This is a genomic window from Tsukamurella spumae, from assembly GCF_012396015.1.
GTDB lineage: Bacteria > Actinomycetota > Actinomycetes > Mycobacteriales > Mycobacteriaceae > Tsukamurella > Tsukamurella spumae.
Genome location: NZ_JAAXOQ010000014.1, coordinates 29,154 through 45,442 on the forward strand (window position 1 = coordinate 29,154; position 16,289 = coordinate 45,442).

Consider the following 16,289-nt stretch of genomic DNA (forward strand, 5'->3'; position numbering starts at 1 on the left):
AGCTCCGAACCCAGTGGGTTCGGAGCTCGTCTCGGCTGTGGGGCGCGGCGCCGTCAGCGGTCCCGGTCGGGCCCGGGCGGGGGACCGCTCGGACGCTGGTCGGTCGGGCGCGGCCCCTGCGGTCCACCCGGGCCCTGCGGGCGCGGCGGATAGGGCGGGCGCTGTCCCTGCGGACCACCCGCGGGCGGGCCGCCGGGGCGCTGGCCCTGCGGTCGCGGCATCTGGCCGCTGTGCCGCGGGCCACCGGGGCCGTACGGTCCGGGCGGCGGGCCCTGACGGTGGCGTTGCCCCGGGACCGGCTGCTGGTAGCTGCGCGGATCCTGCGGCGGACGCTGCGTGGGCGCCGAGGGGCGCGGGGGCAGCTCGATCCGGCCGGAGAATCCGGGCGGCGGTCCGGGACGCCGCGGGCCGGGACCCATCGGGGTCGGGCGTGCCGGTCGGTCGGTCGGCGGCATGCCCGCGCCGGGCGGGATCGCGTGCTCGGCCGGGCTGGACGCGGAGCCCGCCACGACCGGCACCCCCGCCGCCACGACCTGCGGCGCGGCCTTGCCGGGACCAGCGGTCGCGGGCCGGACCGACGACAGGGGGCGGCCGTCGCGGGTCTCGGCGGGCAGCGAGGTCTCGCCCAGGCCGACGGCCTCCTGGATCTTGCGCATCCAGTTGGGCGCCCACCACGAGTCGTCGCCGAGCAGCTTCATCACGGCCGGGACGAGCACCATGCGGACCACGGTCGCGTCGACCAGCAGCGCGAACATCAGGCCGAAGGACACGTACTTGAGCATCACCAGGTCGGAGGTGGCGAACGCCGCGGCGACGCAGGCGAGCAGGATGGCCGCCGCCGTGATGATCCGGCCGGTGTTCGCGGTGCCGGCGCGGATCGCCTGCTTGGTCGTGGCACCGGCCGCGCGTTCCTCGATCATGCGGGAGATCACGAAGACCTCGTAGTCGGTACTGAGGCCGAAGACCACCGCGATCACCAGCACCAGCACGGGCGCCATCATGGGCCCGCCGGTGAAGTTGAACAGGTCGCCGCCGTGGCCGTCCACGAACATCCAGGTCAGGAAGCCGAGCGTCGAGCCCAGCGACAGCAGCGACATGAGCACGGCCTTGATGGGCAGCGTCAGCGAGCCGAAGGCCAGGAACATCGCGATCGTGGTGACCAGGACCAGCAGCAGCATCAGGGCCGGCAGCAGGTCCAACATCGAGTTGATCGAGTCCTGCTGCAGGATCGGCATGCCGCCGACCAGGAACCCGATGCCCTTGCTCGCGTCGGCACCGTCCATCTTGATGCCGCGCAGCGCGGTCAGCGCCTCGCCGACGGCTGCGGTGTCGTTCGGGTCCTGCATGCTGCCGTTCGAGGTCCGGATCGTGACCTCGTGGCCGCGCACGACCAGCTTGTCCGAGGAGCCCTTGGCGGTGGAGAGCGCCTCGCCGGCGGGACTGAACCGGGTGGAGTTCGGGTCCGCGGGGTTCGAGCGGGTGAAGCCGGGGATCTTGTTCGCCTCGTCGAGTACCTGCTTGATCTGCGCATCGCTGGCGTTGGTGAAGACGATCTTGACGGGCTGCCCGGTGTTGTCCGGGAACAGCTCCTGGAACTGGTCCTGCGCCATGCGGGTCTTGTTGTCGGGCGGCAGGTAGGTCTGCGAGATGCCGCCGAACTGGAGGCCGACGATCGGGATGCAGATCGCGAGCAGCAGCGTGACGACCCCGACGATGGCGGTCTTCGGGCGCTTCATGACCGCGTCGGTCACCTTGCCCCACATGCCGGCCTCGATGTTGGCCTTCGTCTTCGCGCGGCCCGTCTTCTCCGCCGCCCAGTGGATGACGCCGCCGATGAGCGGCAGGTTCCACCGGTTGAAGATGGTGAGGAACCAGTGGAAGCTCAGCGCGAAGACCTTCGGGCCCAGCACTGCGAGCATCGCGGGGAGCAGCGTCAGCGACAGGAGCGCGGCGATGAACACGCCGAGCAGCGCGCCGGTGGCCATCGAGGTGAGCAGGCCCAGCGGTGAGATGTACAGACACGCGAGCGCGGCCACGATGAGCAGCGACGACATGATGACCGTTCTGCCGGCCGTCATCACCGTGCGTTTGACCGCGGTCGGTGTGTCGTAGCCCTCGTCCAGTTCCTCTCTGAATCTGGACACCATGAACAGGCCGTAGTCGTGGGCGATGCCCAGGCCGATCAGGGAGATGATCGGGCCGACGAACAGGTTGACGTCCGTGAAGTCGGCCATCACCGAGGCCACGGCCATCGCCGCACCGATGGTGAGCACACCGATGATCATCGGGAGCACCGCGGCGACGACGCCGCCGTAGACGAAGAACAGCACGATCGCGACCAGCGGCAGGGCGATGATCTCCGCCTTCTTCTGGTCCTTCTGGACGCCCTCGGTGACCTCCGAGGTCACGGGGACCAGGCCGCCGACCTGGGCGGTGAAGATCGGCTTGTTCGCGTCGGACTGCAGCATCTCCATCAGCGGCTGCTGGATGGCCACCCAGTCCTTGCCGCGCTGCGTGTCGTCCGCCGAGCGCATGGGCAGGGTGAAGAAGCCCCACGTGCCGCCCTTGGCGTCGGTGCGGGTGAACTTCTTGAACAGCGCGTCGTTCGCCTGCGGCCCGCCGGGGGCGAACATCGTGTAGCTCAGCGAGCTCGCCTGCGGTTCCTTCTCGTTCGTCGGGTTCAGCTTCGAGTCGTCCCCGGTGGCGAACTTCGCGAGGATGTCCTGGCGGGTCTGCTCGACGGCCTTCTCGACGTCCGGGTCGGTGATCTTCTTGCCCTCGGCGGGCTTGATCAGCACCAGGATGTCGGGCTGCATCTCGCGACCGTTGGCCAGGTCCGTGACCTGTGCCGCCGCCACCGAGTCGCTGTTCTCGTCGTAGAGACCGTTCATCTTGGTCTTCGCCCCGAGCCCGAGGAAGCCCCAGACGCCGGTGGTGGCGATGGTCACGAACAGGACCGCGATGATCGTGTATCGGAACGCGTAACTGAAGCGTCCTATCGCTGCGAACAAGCGAAAAATCCTTTCCGGTGGCCGGTTCTAGGGCTAGGCCCGGCTCGAAAGTAGCGAAGACAGGGGGCGGAACGGCTGCAGCCACGCACCCTCGTCGGGCAGCGCATCGAGGCTCACGCGTGGCAACGGCTCCCGGAACACCCCGGTGATGTCTTCGAGATCGACGAAGTCCAGAGTAGGGGACGCCAACGCCCACGCCGCATGCTCACGGAACCCGAGTACCTTGACCGGGACCCCGGTTGCGGCTATCTCCTCGAGCGGCTCGCGGAAGGCCTGGCCGTCCGCGGAGGCGACGACGAGCCCGCCGAGGCCGGGCGAGTACCGCCGGACGTCGATGTGATCGAGCATGTCGTCGTCGACATCGCTGTCGTCGTCGACCTTCGGCTTGGCGAACACCGCGTAGCCGACGTTCCGCAGGGCCTCGACCCACGGGCGGACCACGTCGGCGGTGCCGGGCGCGATGTTGGTGAAGACGGTGGCCTCGGGCTCGAGCGCGGTGCCGGTGTCGGACTCGAGCGTGGCCGTGAGGTCCAGCAGCCAGCGGCCGAGGGCGTCGAACCGCGGGCGGTGCGCCGCGGTGGGCCGGCCGCCCAGGATGGAGCCGAGCCCCATGTCGAGGTTGGGGGCGTCCCAGACCAGCAGGACCCGCCGGGCCGGATCGGCGGTCACCACGGACTCGTCGGTCGGACTCGTCACGGCGCCTCTCCTTCCTCCACGCGTTCCCAGACGAACTCGTGGATCTCGCGGCCCACCTGCGCGGCCTTGTCCTGGAACTTGGTCACCGGGCGGTCGACGGAGATCGGCAGGCCGGCGTCGGCGAGGCGCGGGGGCAGTGCCACGGGCCGCAGGAGCGGCTCCACGGGTGCGGTCTCGGCAATCGCCTCCGCATAGTCTGCATGATCGGTGGCCACGTGCAGAATCCCTCCGACCCGCAGGCGGTCGGCGATGAGCGCGAACATACGCTCGGAGAGCAGCCGGCGCTTGTGATGACGGGCCTTGGGCCACGGGTCCGGGAAGTACACGCGCACGCCGGTGAGCGAGCCCGGGGCGACCATGTCCTCGAGCATCGCGACACCGTCGCCCCGTACTACCCGCACGTTCGTCAGGCCCGCGCGTTGCACGGCTCCCACCAGCTGGGCGATGCCGGGCAGGTAGACCTCCACCGCGACCACGTCCAGGTCGGGCTCGGCCTGCGCCATCGCCCAGGTCGACGTGCCGGTGCCCGACCCGATCTCGACGACGAGCGGGGCCTCGCGCCCGAACCACGCCGCCGCGTCCAGGGGGTGCGACGGTGCCGGGAAGGCTCCGTCCGGCGTGTCGGCCGACGACTCGTCCAGCGGCCGGGCGGGCGGGATGTCCCGGCCCAGGGTGTCCCAGCCGGTGTCCATCGCCAGCTGCTGAGCGGGGGTGAGGGAGGAACGGCGGGAACGGAAACTGGTTACTCGCGGGTACAGCCGACGGTGCTCGGCGCGGGGATCCTGGGACTGGGGCACGCTCTCCATCGTCCCAGCTTCTCGGATGTGACCTAGCATTGGCCGTATGATCGTGCGTAACACTCGCCACACGGCGCTCCGTCTGGCCACTCTGACGGTCGCCCTGCTCGCCGTGCTCGGCCTCGTCGCCGCGTGCACGAAGAGCAGCGACGCGAAGCAGTCCGACGCCCCGCTGCCCGACGCGAAGACCGTCATCGACGCCTCGGCGGCGTCCGCCCGCGCCCTGCACGACGTGCAGCTGGACCTCTCGGTCGACGGCTCCGTGCCGAACCTGCCCGTCAAGAGCGTCGCCGCCTACCTCACCAACCAGCCCAAGGTCTCCGGCCAGGGCGATGCCGAGGTCACCTTCAACGGCACCCAGGTCAAGGCCAAGTTCGTCGTGGTCGACGCGCATCTGTGGGCACAGTTCGGCTCCGGGCAGGCGTACCAGGACATGGGCCTGGCCGCCGACATCTACGACGCCTCGGCCATCCTGGACCCCGAGAAGGGCATCGCGAAGCTCCTGTCCTCGGTCCGCGACCCCAAGGTCGAGGGCCGTGAGCAGATCGGTGGCACCGACGCTGTCCGGATCTCCGGCATCATCCCGGGCACCGCGCTCGCGGGCATCGTCCCGAAGGCCGCGCTCGGCGACCGCCCGCTGACCTTCTGGGTCCAGGAGGCCGCGCCGAACAACCTCGTCCGCGCCAATGTCGGCTTCGACAACGGGACGCTGAGCGTGACGCTCTCGGACTGGGGCAAGAAGGTCGCCCTGCTGGACCCGAAGACCGCCAAGTGACGCTCACGGCCCCGTCGGCGGCGGCCGGCGCGGTCCGGGGGCGCGGCGTGGCCATCGGGGCCGCGGGCCTGGCGGTGCTCCTCGGCGCGCTGGACACCTACGTGGTGGTCTCGGTGCTCGAGGACATCATGCGCAGCGTCGAGATCCCGATCAACAAGATCCAGCTCGCCACGCCCATCATCACCTGGTACCTCCTGGGGTACATCGCGGCCATGCCGCTCCTCGGCCGGCTGTCCGACCGGTTCGGGCGCCGGCTCGTGCTGCAGGCCAGCCTCGGACTCTTCATCGCCGGGTCGATCATGACGGCGTTCGCGGACACCGTCCCCGAGGTGCTCGCGGGTCGCGTGGTCCAGGGCGTCGCGAGCGGCGCGCTGCTGCCCGTGACGCTGGCGCTGGCGGCCGACCTCTGGTCCGCGCGCCGACGGGCCGCCGTGCTCGGCTGGGTCGGTGCCGCGCAGGAACTGGGCAGTGTCCTCGGCCCCGTCGTCGGCGTGGGCGTGGTGACGCTGGTGCACGAGCACGTCGGCGCGGTGGCGCGCGACGACGCCTGGCGGGTGGTGTTCTGGGTCAACGTGCCGCTGGCGCTCCTCGCGATGCTGCTGCTGCAGATCACGGTGCCCAAACGGGCCGTCACGAAGGAGAAGGTCGACGTGCTCGGCGGGCTGCTGCTCGCCGTCGCGCTGGGTCTGTCGGTGATCGGCCTCTACAACCCCGAGCCCGACGGCGAGCACGTCCTTCCCCCGAACGGGCTGTGGCTGCTCCTGGGCGCGGCGGTGGCCTTCGTGCTGTTCGGCCTGTGGGAGCGGTTCGCCCGCACCAAGCTGATCGCGGCCGCCGGCATGCGGGTGCGGCCCTTCCTGGCCTCGTGCGCCGCGTCGGTGTGCGCGGGCGCGGCGCTCATGGTCACGCTGGTCGACGTCGAGATCTACGCGCGGCTCGTGCTGCAGCGCGACGGCGTCGCCGCAGTGCTCACGCTGGTCCGCTTCCTGCTGGCGCTGCCCGTCGGCGCGATCCTCGGCGGATTCCTCGCGACGCGCGTGGGCGATCGCCTCGTGTCGGTGGTCGGTCTGCTCGTCGCCACGGGCGGCTACCTGCTGATCGCGACCTGGCCCACCGACGTCGTATCGGCGCACTACCTGGGCTTCCTGCCCGCGCTGGACACCTCGCTGGCGATCGCCGGCTTCGGGCTCGGCGTGGTGATCGGCCCGCTGTCGTCGGCGGCGCTGCGCGCGGTGCCGCTCTCGCAGGCGGGTATCGCCTCCGCGCTGCTCGTGGTCGCCCGGATGAGTGGCATGCTCGTCGGCGTCGCCGCGCTGACCACCTTCGGCTTCTACCGCCTGAACTCGGTCGTCAACGCCATGCCGCCGGTCGTCCCGCAGGGTGACTTCACGGAGACGGTGCGGGCGGTCGCCCGGCAGACGCAGGAGGCCTACGCGCACATGTTCGGCGAGGTCTTCCTGGTGACCGCGGGGATCTGCGTGGTCGGCGCGGTCTGCGCGGCGTTCGTGGTCGCCGGCGGGCACCAATCGGGGGATTCGCCCGCCGCGGACGACGACGCGCTCGTACCCTCCCGGTAGGGACCGGCGCGGGGGCGCCGGCCGGGAGTGGGGGCTCTCATGGGGGATTCAGCCTGCCGGGACGTGCCGAGCGTGCGCAGGGGGCCGCCGTGCGTCCGGGTGCTGGGCCGGGACGGGGTCGGTAAGACGGTGCTCGGCGCGGCCCTGCGCGCCCGCTCGGTGGCGCTGTCCGACGGTGCCGCGGACGCGGTCCTGTACTGCTTCGCCGGCGGTCTGCGCGCCACCGACCGGGCCGCGCTCGACGATCTGACCGCGGGGTCGTCCGGCCCGCCGCCCGTCGTGGCCTGGACGCGGGCCGACGCGGCGGGCTCCTGGCGCGCGGCCGACGCCTACGCCGCGCGCCTCGGCGAGGTGCTGGGTGGACCGGTGATCCCGGTGATGGCGCTGCTCGACGACGTCGACCCCGTCGACCTGCCCGCGGTGCGCCGCCTCGCGGAGTCCGACCTGGCGCTCCCGGAGTCCGCCGTCGCGGCCCGGGAGGCGCTGGGCGCGGATGCCGGGCTGCTCTCCCGGCTCGGCGGCTACGGTCTGGCCTGCGCGATCGGCGCGCTGCGCGGGTCACCGTCGATGCCCGACGACGAGCTCCTCGCCGGCCTGCGCGACCTGAGCGGGGTCGATGCGCTGCTCGCGCCGCTGGCCGCCGCCTTCGACGGCCACGAGGAGCGCCGGGAGGCCGAGTTCGAGGACCTGCTGCGCACCGTCGTCGCGACGGACTGCGACCGGCGCGATGCGGCCGAGCGGATCCTGCTCGACCGGCTCGGGCGCGCGTCGTGACGATCCTGGTGGCCGGGCAGGACCCGGCGGGCGCGGTCGCGGTGGCGGCCCGGCTGGGCGGCGACGCGGCGGCCGTCGGCGCCGACGGTGCGCTGACCCCGCTCGGCGAGCACCGCGACCCGCACGAGGTGGCCGTGTACGTGCTCGACGCCTGCGTCCCGGCCGATGCCGTCGACCTCGCCGCGCTCGGACGGCTGCGGGCCGGCCTGCCGACGGTGCTCGTCGCGACCGGCGCGGAGGTGTACCCGGAGGCGGCGGAGACGACGGCCGCCTCGGCGCGCCGCCTCGGTGCCGACGTGCTCGCCGTCCAGCCCGACTCGGGCACCGGCTTCACCGCCCTGCGGGCCGCGCTGGAGCATCCCGCGCCGCCGGTGCCCCGTCCGCCCCGCGCGGGGGCGGCACCGTCGAACCCGGCCCTGGAGCGCGCGGACCGCTCGGCGTACCTGCGCGCGACGGTGGCGCGGCTGCGGGCGACCCTGCTCGCGGCGTCGGCGGAGGGGTTCCGCCGGCCCGAGGACGGCGACGCGGATCCCGACGATCACGGCGGCGTCCGCGCCCGCCTCGACGGCGTGGCCGTGGAGCTGGAGCGGTCCTTGCGCGAGCAGCTGCGCGCCGTCTACCGCGGGACCTTCGCGGGCTGGCCCGCGGTTCCGGAGCCCGCGGCCCCGTCGTTGCCCCGCGCGGATCCGCCGGCCGCGCCCGCGCGCCGCCGTGGTCCCGAGGACGCCGCGGTCCTCGTGCTGGGCGCGTCCGCGGGGCTCGGGATCGGCCGGGCCGTTGCCGCGCCCCTGGAGGCGCTGGGCGGCGTGCGCTGGCTGGCCCTGCCGATCAGCCTCGCGGTGGGGCTCGCGGCGGCGGTGTGGCTGCTGCGGGTGCGTCGCCGGACCGCCGCGCGGTCGGAGCGCCGGAATCGGGCGGATGCGGCCGCGGCGGTGTTCCGGCAGCGGGTCGAAGTGGAGCTGGGGGCGGCGCTCGTGGCCGCGGAGGCCGACGCCGCGCTGCGGATCGCCCGTGGTCCGACGGCCGACCCCGGCGCGGGGCGTGGATCGGGAACCGATCCCGGGGCCGGTGCGTCTAATTCATATGGACCATGATTTCGGTCTGTTCGGGCCCTCGGCCGGGGGAGCGTTCGGGCCCGAGCTGTTCGACGGTGCCGTGCCGGCCGAGGCGCCCTCGCCCGGCGGGCTGTGGGTGCACACCGAGGAGGGGTGGTTCGACGTGCACGCCCTGGACACCGACGGTGACGGGCTGGTGGACACGGGCACGCTGACGGACGCGTCCGGCACCGCGGTGTTCACCGATCTCGATGCCGACGGCCTGGCCGATGTGTACCACCGGGTCCGGACGGACGGCACCTTCGAGACGTGGCGGTTCTCCGGCGGCGCCTGGCACCTGCTGGACCGCGGCGACGTCGGGTGAGGTGGGCGGGGTGGCCGGCGACGTGCCACCCGGTCGTGGGCTGTGAGATGAAGCACGCCACCCTCGGTTCTGTGACCTTGTCCGATGTGTGACACTGGTTCAAAGGTTCGGATGCGACTCTCGGAGATGACACATATGACGTCAGCCACCATTCCCGGTCTCGAGGGGGAACTCCCCACGAAGCACGTGCAGCTCATCGAGTGGGTGCGCGAGGTCGCCGAGCTCACGCAGCCCGATCGCGTGGTGTGGGCCGACGGCTCCGACGAGGAGTGGGACCGGATCACCTCCGAGATGGTGGCGGCCGGCACGTTCACCAAGCTGAACGAGGACCGCAAGCCCAACTCCTTCCTCGCGCTCTCGGATCCGGCGGACGTGGCGCGCGTGGAGTCGCGTACCTTCATCTGTTCGGAGACCAAGGAGGCCGCCGGCCCCACGAACAACTGGATGCGCCCCGCCGAGATGCGCGCCACCATGACCGATCTCTACCGCGGCTGCATGCAGGGGCGCACGATGTACGTGGTGCCCTTCTGCATGGGCCCGCTGGGCGCCGACGATCCGAAGCTGGGCGTCGAGATCACCGACAGCCCGTACGTCGTCGTCTCGATGAAGATCATGACCCGGATGGGGCAGCCGGTCCTCGACAAGCTCGGTGACGAGGGCTTCTTCGTCAAGGGCATCCACTCCGTGGGCGCGCCGCTCGCGCCGGGCGAGACCGACGTGCCGTGGCCCTGCAGCGAGACCAAGTACATCACCCACTTCCCGGAGACCCGCGAGATCTGGTCGTACGGATCGGGTTACGGCGGCAACGCGCTGCTGGGCAAGAAGTGTTACGCGCTGCGCATCGCCTCGGCCATGGCGCACGACGAGGGCTGGCTCGCCGAGCACATGCTGATCCTCAAGCTGATCTCGCCGGAGGACAAGGTCTACTTCGTCGCCGCGGCGTTCCCGTCGGCCTGCGGCAAGACCAACCTCGCGATGATCCAGCCCACCCTGCCGGGCTGGCGCGCCGAGACCGTCGGTGACGACATCGCCTGGATGCGCTTCGGCGAGGACGGCCGCCTCTACGCGGTCAACCCCGAGTTCGGCTTCTTCGGCGTCGCCCCCGGCACGTCGATGGACTCGAACCCGAACGCCATGAAGACGATCGAGGCCGGCAACACCATCTTCACCAATGTCGCCAAGACCGACGGTGGCGATGTCTGGTGGGAGGGCATGTCCGCCGCCCCGCAGCACCTCACGGACTGGAAGGGCCAGGACTGGGAGTCCAGCTCGGCCGAGAACGAGGACGGTGCGGTCACCGTGGCGGCGCACCCGAACTCGCGCTACACCACCCCGATGTCGCAGTGCCCGTCGATCGCCCCCGAGTGGGACGATCCGCAGGGCGTGCCGATCTCGGCCATTCTGTTCGGCGGCCGCCGCAAGACGACGGTGCCGCTGGTCACCCAGGCCCGGGACTGGAAGCACGGCGTGTTCATGGGCGCCACCGTCGGCTCCGAGCAGACCGCCGCCGCCGAGGGCAAGGTGGGCACCGTCCGCCGCGACCCGATGGCGATGCTGCCCTTCCTCGGCTACAACGTGGGCGACTACTTCGATCACTGGCTCGAGATCGGCAAGCAGGCGGACGAGTCCAAGCTGCCGAAGGTGTTCTACGTCAACTGGTTCCGTCGCGGCGAGGACAAGCGCTTCCTGTGGCCCGGATTCGGTGAGAACAGCCGTGTGCTCAAGTGGATCGTCGACCGCATCGAGGGCAACGCCGCGGGCAAGGAGACCCCGATCGGCATCGTCGCGACGCCGGAGGAGCTGGACCTCACCGGTCTGGACACGCCGGTCGCGGATGTCGCCGAGGCCCTCTCCGTCAACGCCGAGGAGTGGCGCAACGAACTGCCCTCGATCGAGGAGTGGTTCGGCTTCGTCGGTGAGAAGCTGCCCACCGGCCTGAAGGACGAGCTGGACGCGCTCAAGCAGCGCCTGGGCTGATCCCCCGTCCCACCGACCCGCGCGGGCGCGGCCGGGGTGCGCACGAGCCGACTCAGAGTCGGTCGCCCCGGCCGTACCGGCCGAACTCCAGCAGCATCAGGGCGGCGGCCACCCGTGCCACCTGGCGCGGCCGGAGCAGGACCACCCGTTCCTGATCGAACGAACGGTACTTGCGCAGGTAGCGGTAGAGCCGCTCCACGTGCAGCAGCGGATCGAAGGCGTGCACCGCACCACGTGCGGCGGCCCTGACCCGCGGGTGGTTCCGCAGCGACGCCGACTCGTCCGCGAACAGGTCGGGGAACGGCGCGAAGGCCAACGAGACCCGCTTGTAGCCGTGATCCCGCGCCCAGGCGACCGTCTCCAGCGTGAGCCGCTCGTCCACGCCGTTCGGTGACTCCCGGGCGCGCAGCGGCAGATCCAGTGACAGGTCCTCGGGCCCGGCGGGGAGGTACCGGTGCGCGGCGCAAAGGGTGCCGTCCGGCCTGCGGGCGAGCGCGAACACCCCGTCGGGACGGGCACCGTCGAGCATGCGCCCGAGGATCATCGAGAAGCCCCGGCTCGGGTCGTGTCCGGCCAGGGCCTCCATCCGGCGGACGGCCTGCCGGTCCAGGTCGGTCACCTCGCCCTCCCGCACGATCTCGACGGTGACCCCCGCGTTGCGGGTGCGCGAGACCGCCTGGCGCAGGTTGCGGAACCGTCGACCCACCAGGTCGAACGAGCACGCGTCGATGACCACGTCGCGTCCGATGGGCACGGCCCGCAGGCCGTGGGCCTCCCAGCGCGGGCGATACGCCTCGCCGGCCCCCAGCACCGCGATCGGGCGGCGCCCGGCGCGGCGCACGAATTCGTCGATCGCCGCCGCCCGGGCCTCCGCCGTGACGCCGACGGGATCGCCGCTGGCGACGGCCATGCCGAGCCGGACCGCGTACGCCACGAAGGCATCCCCGCCGGGAGCGAACACGTGGTGCTTCTCGGGCCGCAGGGCGAAGGGCGCGAGGGGGTCGCCGACCGCTCGACCGACCAGTGATTCGACACTGTGACTATCGAATGACATGCGGACAGTATGCGCCTCGGTGCACCGGTCGTTCCGCCGCCGGGGCTCGTTCAGTCCGGCGGAGACCAGCGCTGGGGCCGGCGGAAGGCGCGGTCGAGCAGGCGGTCGGGTGCCAGGCGCAGGCCCAGATCCCGCGCGAAAGCCACGCCGGGGGAATCCCATTGGCCCGCGGCGCCCAGCAGATGCGCCTGCCGCGCGATGCGCTGGGTACGGGGTCGCCGGGCTTTGTCGTAGGCGCCCAGTCGCGTGGGTACCTCACGCGGATCGGGGTCGCTCGCGAGCGGTCGCAGCAGCGAGACCAGCACCGCGGCGTCCTCGAGCGCCAGGTTCGCGCCCTGCCCGAGGGTGGGCGGCATGGCGTGTGCCGCGTCGCCGACCAGCGTCGCCTGGCCGCGCGAGTAGGTGCGCAGCGGGTGCGCGAGCCGCTCGATCGGCTGGTATCCGATGCGGGTGGCATCCGTGGCGGCGAGGATCTCGGGGATCGGGTCGTGCCACGCGCCGTAGCGCTCGAGCAGCTCGCCGGGCTCGGGCAGGTCGTCGGCCTGCGAGGGCCGCACGGCGAACCAGTAGACCCTGCCGTCGCGCAGCGGCATGTACCCGAATCGTTCGCCCCGGCCGAAGGTCTCGCCCCCGTCGGGCAGTTCGACGGGGGTGTCGGTCATCCCGCGCCACGCCCCGTACCCGCAGTAGGCCGCGCCCGGGTCGCCCGCGTGGCTGCCCCGGACGCGGCTGCGGATGCCGTCCGCGCCGACGATGACGTGCGCGTCCTCCAGGAGTCCGCTCGGTCCGAGGTCGAGGGTGGCGGAGCTGAGCCCCTCCACGCGGATACCGGGCCGCACGGTGTCGGGAGCCAGGCCGCTGAGCAGGGCCCGGTGCAGGTCCGTGCGGTCGATCACGCGCAGGTCGGCGACGGTGGCGGGCGCGAACGCGGCCACCATGGTCCCGTCCGCGCGCATCGTGCCGATCGGGATCGACGGCGGACCGTCGGCCACGACGGCCCGTACGGGCTCCTCGAGGCCGAGCGAGCGCAGTGCTGCGAAGCCGTTCGAGAACAGCGACAGCCCGGATCCACGAGGGAGGAAGCGCGCAGCCTGCTCGAGGACGATCACCTCGGCGCCGGCGCGCTGCAGGCCCGAGGCCACCGCCAGTCCGCCGATGCCCGCACCGACGACGGCGACGCGCAGCGAGTTCGTCCTCCACATGACCTCGACGCTAGTAGCCGCCGGGCCCGGTGTCACCGAGGCGTGGGCCACGTGACATGCCGTGTTGTCACAGGGGTGTCGTGGGTTTGAGATAGCACGAGGGCGCGGGCTATCCTGAAACGTCCCTCCGCCGGTGAAACGAGGGCCGGCCTTCAAGGAGTAGAGACGTGGCCCTCGCCGATGAGTGGGAGATCTGGTTCCCCGACGCCTATGAGATCGGTGCGGAATCGGTGCGCACGTTCGCGCGCGCGATCCGCAGCTGGGATGTCCCGTACGCAGCCAGTCGCGTGCTGCCCGACGATGTCGCGGTGCCCGCGACGATGCTCGGCGCGCCGATGCTGCAGGGCGCCTCGGCGCTCGTGGCCACGGTGATCCCGGGCTGCAACCTGTCGGCGATCATGCACGCCGGCCAGTCCTTCCGGTACCTGCGGCCACTGCACGTGGGCGATGTCCTCAGCCTCGGCGTGCGCCTGACCTCGCACATCGTGAAGGCCGAGACGGACCTGGTCGTGGTCGAGTGCATGGTCTACGCGGACGGCGAGCCCTCGCTCGACGCGGAGATCTTCATCGTCCACAGCCAGCGGGAGACCGGCATCGACCTGGAGGCCGCCGACCGGCTGGCCGACGAGGTCATGATGACCGGGACCGGGCCGTCCAGCAGCGACGAGTACGCGGCGAAGGTCGCGGCGTCGGGCTAGCCGATCGCGCCGGCGTCCGCGCCTAGGAGGCCCTCGAGGGCGCGCGCCATGTCGGTGGCCTCGATCCGCATGAGGGTCGCCTCGTCGATGCCGTCCAGATCGACCCCCGAATCGGCGAGCCGGAGTTCCCGCTCCTCCTCGGCGGCCTCGATCACGTTGCGCACGAACCGCCCGTTGCCGAGGCGGTCCAACTGGTCGGCGACGCCGGCGCAGCAGGATTCGAGGACGGCCGCCGCGTCGCCGGTGAGGACCGCATCGCGCGAGCGCGCCAGCGCCGCGCCGATCTCCGCGAGCTCGTCGGGCGCGTAGCCGGGGAACCGGATGCGGCGCGCGAACCGCGAGGCCAGGCCCTCGTTCGAGGCCAGGAACCGGTCGATCTCCGCGTCGTAGCCCGCCACGATCACCACCAGCCGGTCCCGGTCGTTCTCCATCCGGGCGAGCAGGGTGTCGATGGCCTCCTGTCCGAACGCGTCGCCGCCCGTGAGCCCCTCCTGTACGAGCGTGTAGGCCTCGTCGATGAACAGGACCCCGTCGAGCGCGGAATCGATCACCGCCGAGGTCCGCTGCGCCGTCGCGCCCAGGTACTGGCCGACGAGGTCGCGGCGCGAGCACTCGATCACGGTGTCGCTCGCCAGCAGCCCCAGCCCGCGGTACATCCGCGCGACGATGCGCGCCACCGTCGTCTTGCCCGTGCCGGGCGGCCCGGTGAAGGCGAGGTGCAGCGATCGACTGCCGCTGGAGAGCCCGCGATCGGCGCGGACCCGGGCCAGCTGCATCGTGGTGCGCAGGCGCGCGACCTGCTCCTTGACCTCCCGCAGTCCCACCTGCCGGTCCAGTTCGGCCGCCGCCTCGGCGAGCAGATCGGTTCCGTCGTCCGGTGCGGTGCAGGCGGCCTCCTCGGGTGCGGCCGGGCGCTCCAGGACCAGGCGGTGCCCCGGGTCGCGCAGCGCGGCCTCCGCGGGCGGGTACGACGGTGCCGCCCGCTCCAGCAGTTCCCGGGCGCGGTCCTCCTCGCCCTGCTCGCGCAGGACCAGGGCGTGGCAGTAGCGGGCCGCGGCGGCGGCACCGGGTACCGGGCCCTCGGCGGCCGCGGCGAGCAGCCTGGTCGCCTCGGCGAACCGGCCCAGTTGCGCCGCGGCGGATCCGGCGACGGTGGCCGCCGCGGCGCCCAGCACGGGGTCGTCCCAGCCGGCGTGCCCGTCGAGTGCGGTCAGGACGTCGGCCCACCGTCGGGTCCGGGCGGCCGTGACGGCGCGCTGATACCGCTCGACGGGGCATCGGGGTGCGGCGTCGAGGACCTCGACGGCCTCGTCCGGCGCACCGTCGGCGAGGAGCCGCGCGGCGTACGCGACGTGCGCGGTGGCGGCGTCGCGCAGCGGGTAGTCCACGTACAGGCCGGTACTGAAGACGGTGCCCAGCGCGTCCGGCGGCAGCCCGACCCGCCGCGACGCGGTGCCGATCGCGTCGGCGGTGCGGTGCAGGGCCGCGAGCACCTCCGCGGTGGACTCGCCGGCGGCCGCGCGGCCGAGCCAGGCGTCGGCCATCCCGGGGTCGGCGGCGGTCGCGGACTCGAAGGCGCGCCGCGCCAACGCCGTGTCGCGCGGGGCGGCCTCGAACTCGCCCACCCCGATGCCCAGCGCGGACACGCCCGCCCGGAACGCGTGAAGTGCCTGCAGCGCCGACGGCGCGGATCCGATCATGGTCCCCCCGAACCGGGAGGATCCCCCGATCCTCCGTGCCGACCACGGTAGCCGCGGTCAGCGCGCGAGGAGCGCGATCTCGCGGATCTCCTTGAGGTCGGGCCCGTACTCGTCGGAGGACCAGAACCGCAGCCGCCACGTATCGGCACCCTCGCCCGCGTGCCGCGCCGCGGCCTCGACCTCGTAGAAGCCGCGGGCCATGGGGAACTCGATCACCTCGTCCGGGGCGGCACCGTCGTGCTCCGGGCCCGGCGAGAACCACTCGACCGAACCCGAGGTGTCGACGCAGAGCTGGGTGCGCAGCACCGTGTCCCAGATGCCGTCGTCCGGCGGCACGCCGTCCCAGTGCTCGAGCTCCACGGGCATCGCGGACTGCGCCCGGGAGGGCGAGGCGAAGCCGGCGGTGGCGCGGTTGGTGGCGGCACCGTGGACGGTGACGGCGGCGATCAGGTCGGCGGGCACGCGGTGGCCGAAGCAGCTGCCGAAGAACTTCCCGTCACGCAGGTCGAGGACGCCGGACAGGTGCATGAGGATGCGGGGTTCGAGACGCATCGGTCCATCATCCCCGAGCGGCGGCGGTCCGCGCCTGCGGGCGCGGTCCGAACCCTC

Annotated in this window: 14 protein-coding genes; 7 read left to right on the forward strand and 7 right to left on the reverse strand. The window is 72.5% G+C overall.

What is annotated here, in order from left to right:
• Window positions 1–53: 53 nt before the first annotated feature.
• The 3 genes from HF999_RS11885 to trmB are packed head-to-tail and all read right to left on the reverse strand — an operon-like array spanning window position 54 to window position 4,513.
• Window positions 54–3,011: an MMPL family transporter gene (locus tag HF999_RS11885; protein ID WP_168546078.1), complete on the reverse strand. Its 2,958-nt coding sequence runs from the start codon at window positions 3,009–3,011 to the stop codon at window positions 54–56.
• Window positions 3,012–3,044: 33 nt separating this feature from the next.
• Complete coding sequence (locus tag HF999_RS11890) at window positions 3,045–3,707, reverse strand: NYN domain-containing protein (protein ID WP_168546079.1); 663 nt, start codon at window positions 3,705–3,707, stop codon at window positions 3,045–3,047.
• A complete protein-coding gene (trmB, locus tag HF999_RS11895) occupies window positions 3,704–4,513 on the reverse strand; it encodes a tRNA (guanosine(46)-N7)-methyltransferase TrmB (protein WP_168546080.1) in 810 nt (269 codons plus the stop codon). Before trmB ends, HF999_RS11890 begins: the two co-directional genes overlap by 4 nt.
• Before the next feature lie 37 nt (window positions 4,514–4,550).
• Between trmB and HF999_RS11900 the strand changes: the two genes are divergently transcribed.
• The 6 genes from HF999_RS11900 (at window position 4,551) to HF999_RS11925 (ending at window position 11,026) form a co-directional block, all read left to right on the forward strand.
• Window positions 4,551–5,279 (forward strand): LppX_LprAFG lipoprotein, encoded by a 729-nt coding sequence (locus tag HF999_RS11900; protein WP_168546081.1) that lies wholly within the window; start codon window positions 4,551–4,553, stop codon window positions 5,277–5,279.
• Window positions 5,276–6,856: an MFS transporter gene (locus HF999_RS11905; RefSeq protein WP_168546082.1), complete on the forward strand. Its 1,581-nt coding sequence runs from the start codon at window positions 5,276–5,278 to the stop codon at window positions 6,854–6,856. Before HF999_RS11900 ends, HF999_RS11905 begins: the two co-directional genes overlap by 4 nt.
• Window positions 6,857–6,895: 39 nt before the next feature.
• On the forward strand, window positions 6,896–7,630 hold the full coding sequence (locus HF999_RS11910; protein WP_168546083.1) for a hypothetical protein: 735 nt from the start codon (window positions 6,896–6,898) through the stop codon (window positions 7,628–7,630).
• A complete protein-coding gene (locus HF999_RS11915) occupies window positions 7,627–8,724 on the forward strand; it encodes a hypothetical protein (protein ID WP_168546084.1) in 1,098 nt (365 codons plus the stop codon). The genes HF999_RS11910 and HF999_RS11915 overlap by 4 nt, the downstream gene beginning before the upstream one ends.
• Window positions 8,714–9,049 carry a DUF6802 family protein gene (locus HF999_RS11920; protein ID WP_168546085.1) on the forward strand — a complete coding sequence of 112 codons (336 nt, stop codon included), beginning with the start codon at window positions 8,714–8,716 and terminating at the stop codon, window positions 9,047–9,049. The genes HF999_RS11915 and HF999_RS11920 overlap by 11 nt, the downstream gene beginning before the upstream one ends.
• 135 nt (window positions 9,050–9,184) lie before the next feature.
• Complete coding sequence (locus HF999_RS11925; protein WP_168546086.1) at window positions 9,185–11,026, forward strand: phosphoenolpyruvate carboxykinase (GTP); 1,842 nt, start codon at window positions 9,185–9,187, stop codon at window positions 11,024–11,026.
• Between the two features lie 52 nt (window positions 11,027–11,078).
• Here the strand turns inward: HF999_RS11925 and HF999_RS11930 are convergent, their stop codons facing one another.
• Both HF999_RS11930 and HF999_RS11935 read right to left on the reverse strand, forming a co-directional pair.
• The gene (locus tag HF999_RS11930; RefSeq protein ID WP_168546087.1) at window positions 11,079–12,080 is read right to left on the reverse strand and encodes a phosphatidylglycerol lysyltransferase domain-containing protein; all 1,002 of its coding nucleotides are present in this window, start codon (window positions 12,078–12,080) and stop codon (window positions 11,079–11,081) included.
• A 50-nt stretch (window positions 12,081–12,130) separates the two neighbouring features.
• Window positions 12,131–13,282 (reverse strand): FAD-dependent monooxygenase, encoded by a 1,152-nt coding sequence (locus HF999_RS11935; protein WP_246207686.1) that lies wholly within the window; start codon window positions 13,280–13,282, stop codon window positions 12,131–12,133.
• 167 nt (window positions 13,283–13,449) lie between these two features.
• On the opposite strand from HF999_RS11935, the gene HF999_RS11940 reads away from it, so the two are divergent.
• Window positions 13,450–13,980 (forward strand): FAS1-like dehydratase domain-containing protein, encoded by a 531-nt coding sequence (locus HF999_RS11940; protein ID WP_168546088.1) that lies wholly within the window; start codon window positions 13,450–13,452, stop codon window positions 13,978–13,980.
• Here HF999_RS11940 and eccA read toward each other — a convergent pair.
• Window positions 13,977–15,680: a type VII secretion AAA-ATPase EccA gene (eccA, locus tag HF999_RS11945; protein WP_168546089.1), complete on the reverse strand. Its 1,704-nt coding sequence runs from the start codon at window positions 15,678–15,680 to the stop codon at window positions 13,977–13,979. The two genes, HF999_RS11940 and eccA, sit on opposite strands and share 4 nt — an antisense overlap.
• A 57-nt stretch (window positions 15,681–15,737) precedes the next feature.
• On the reverse strand, window positions 15,738–16,232 hold the full coding sequence (locus HF999_RS11950) for a hypothetical protein (protein ID WP_168546090.1): 495 nt from the start codon (window positions 16,230–16,232) through the stop codon (window positions 15,738–15,740).
• Between the last annotated feature and the right edge of the window lie 57 nt (window positions 16,233–16,289).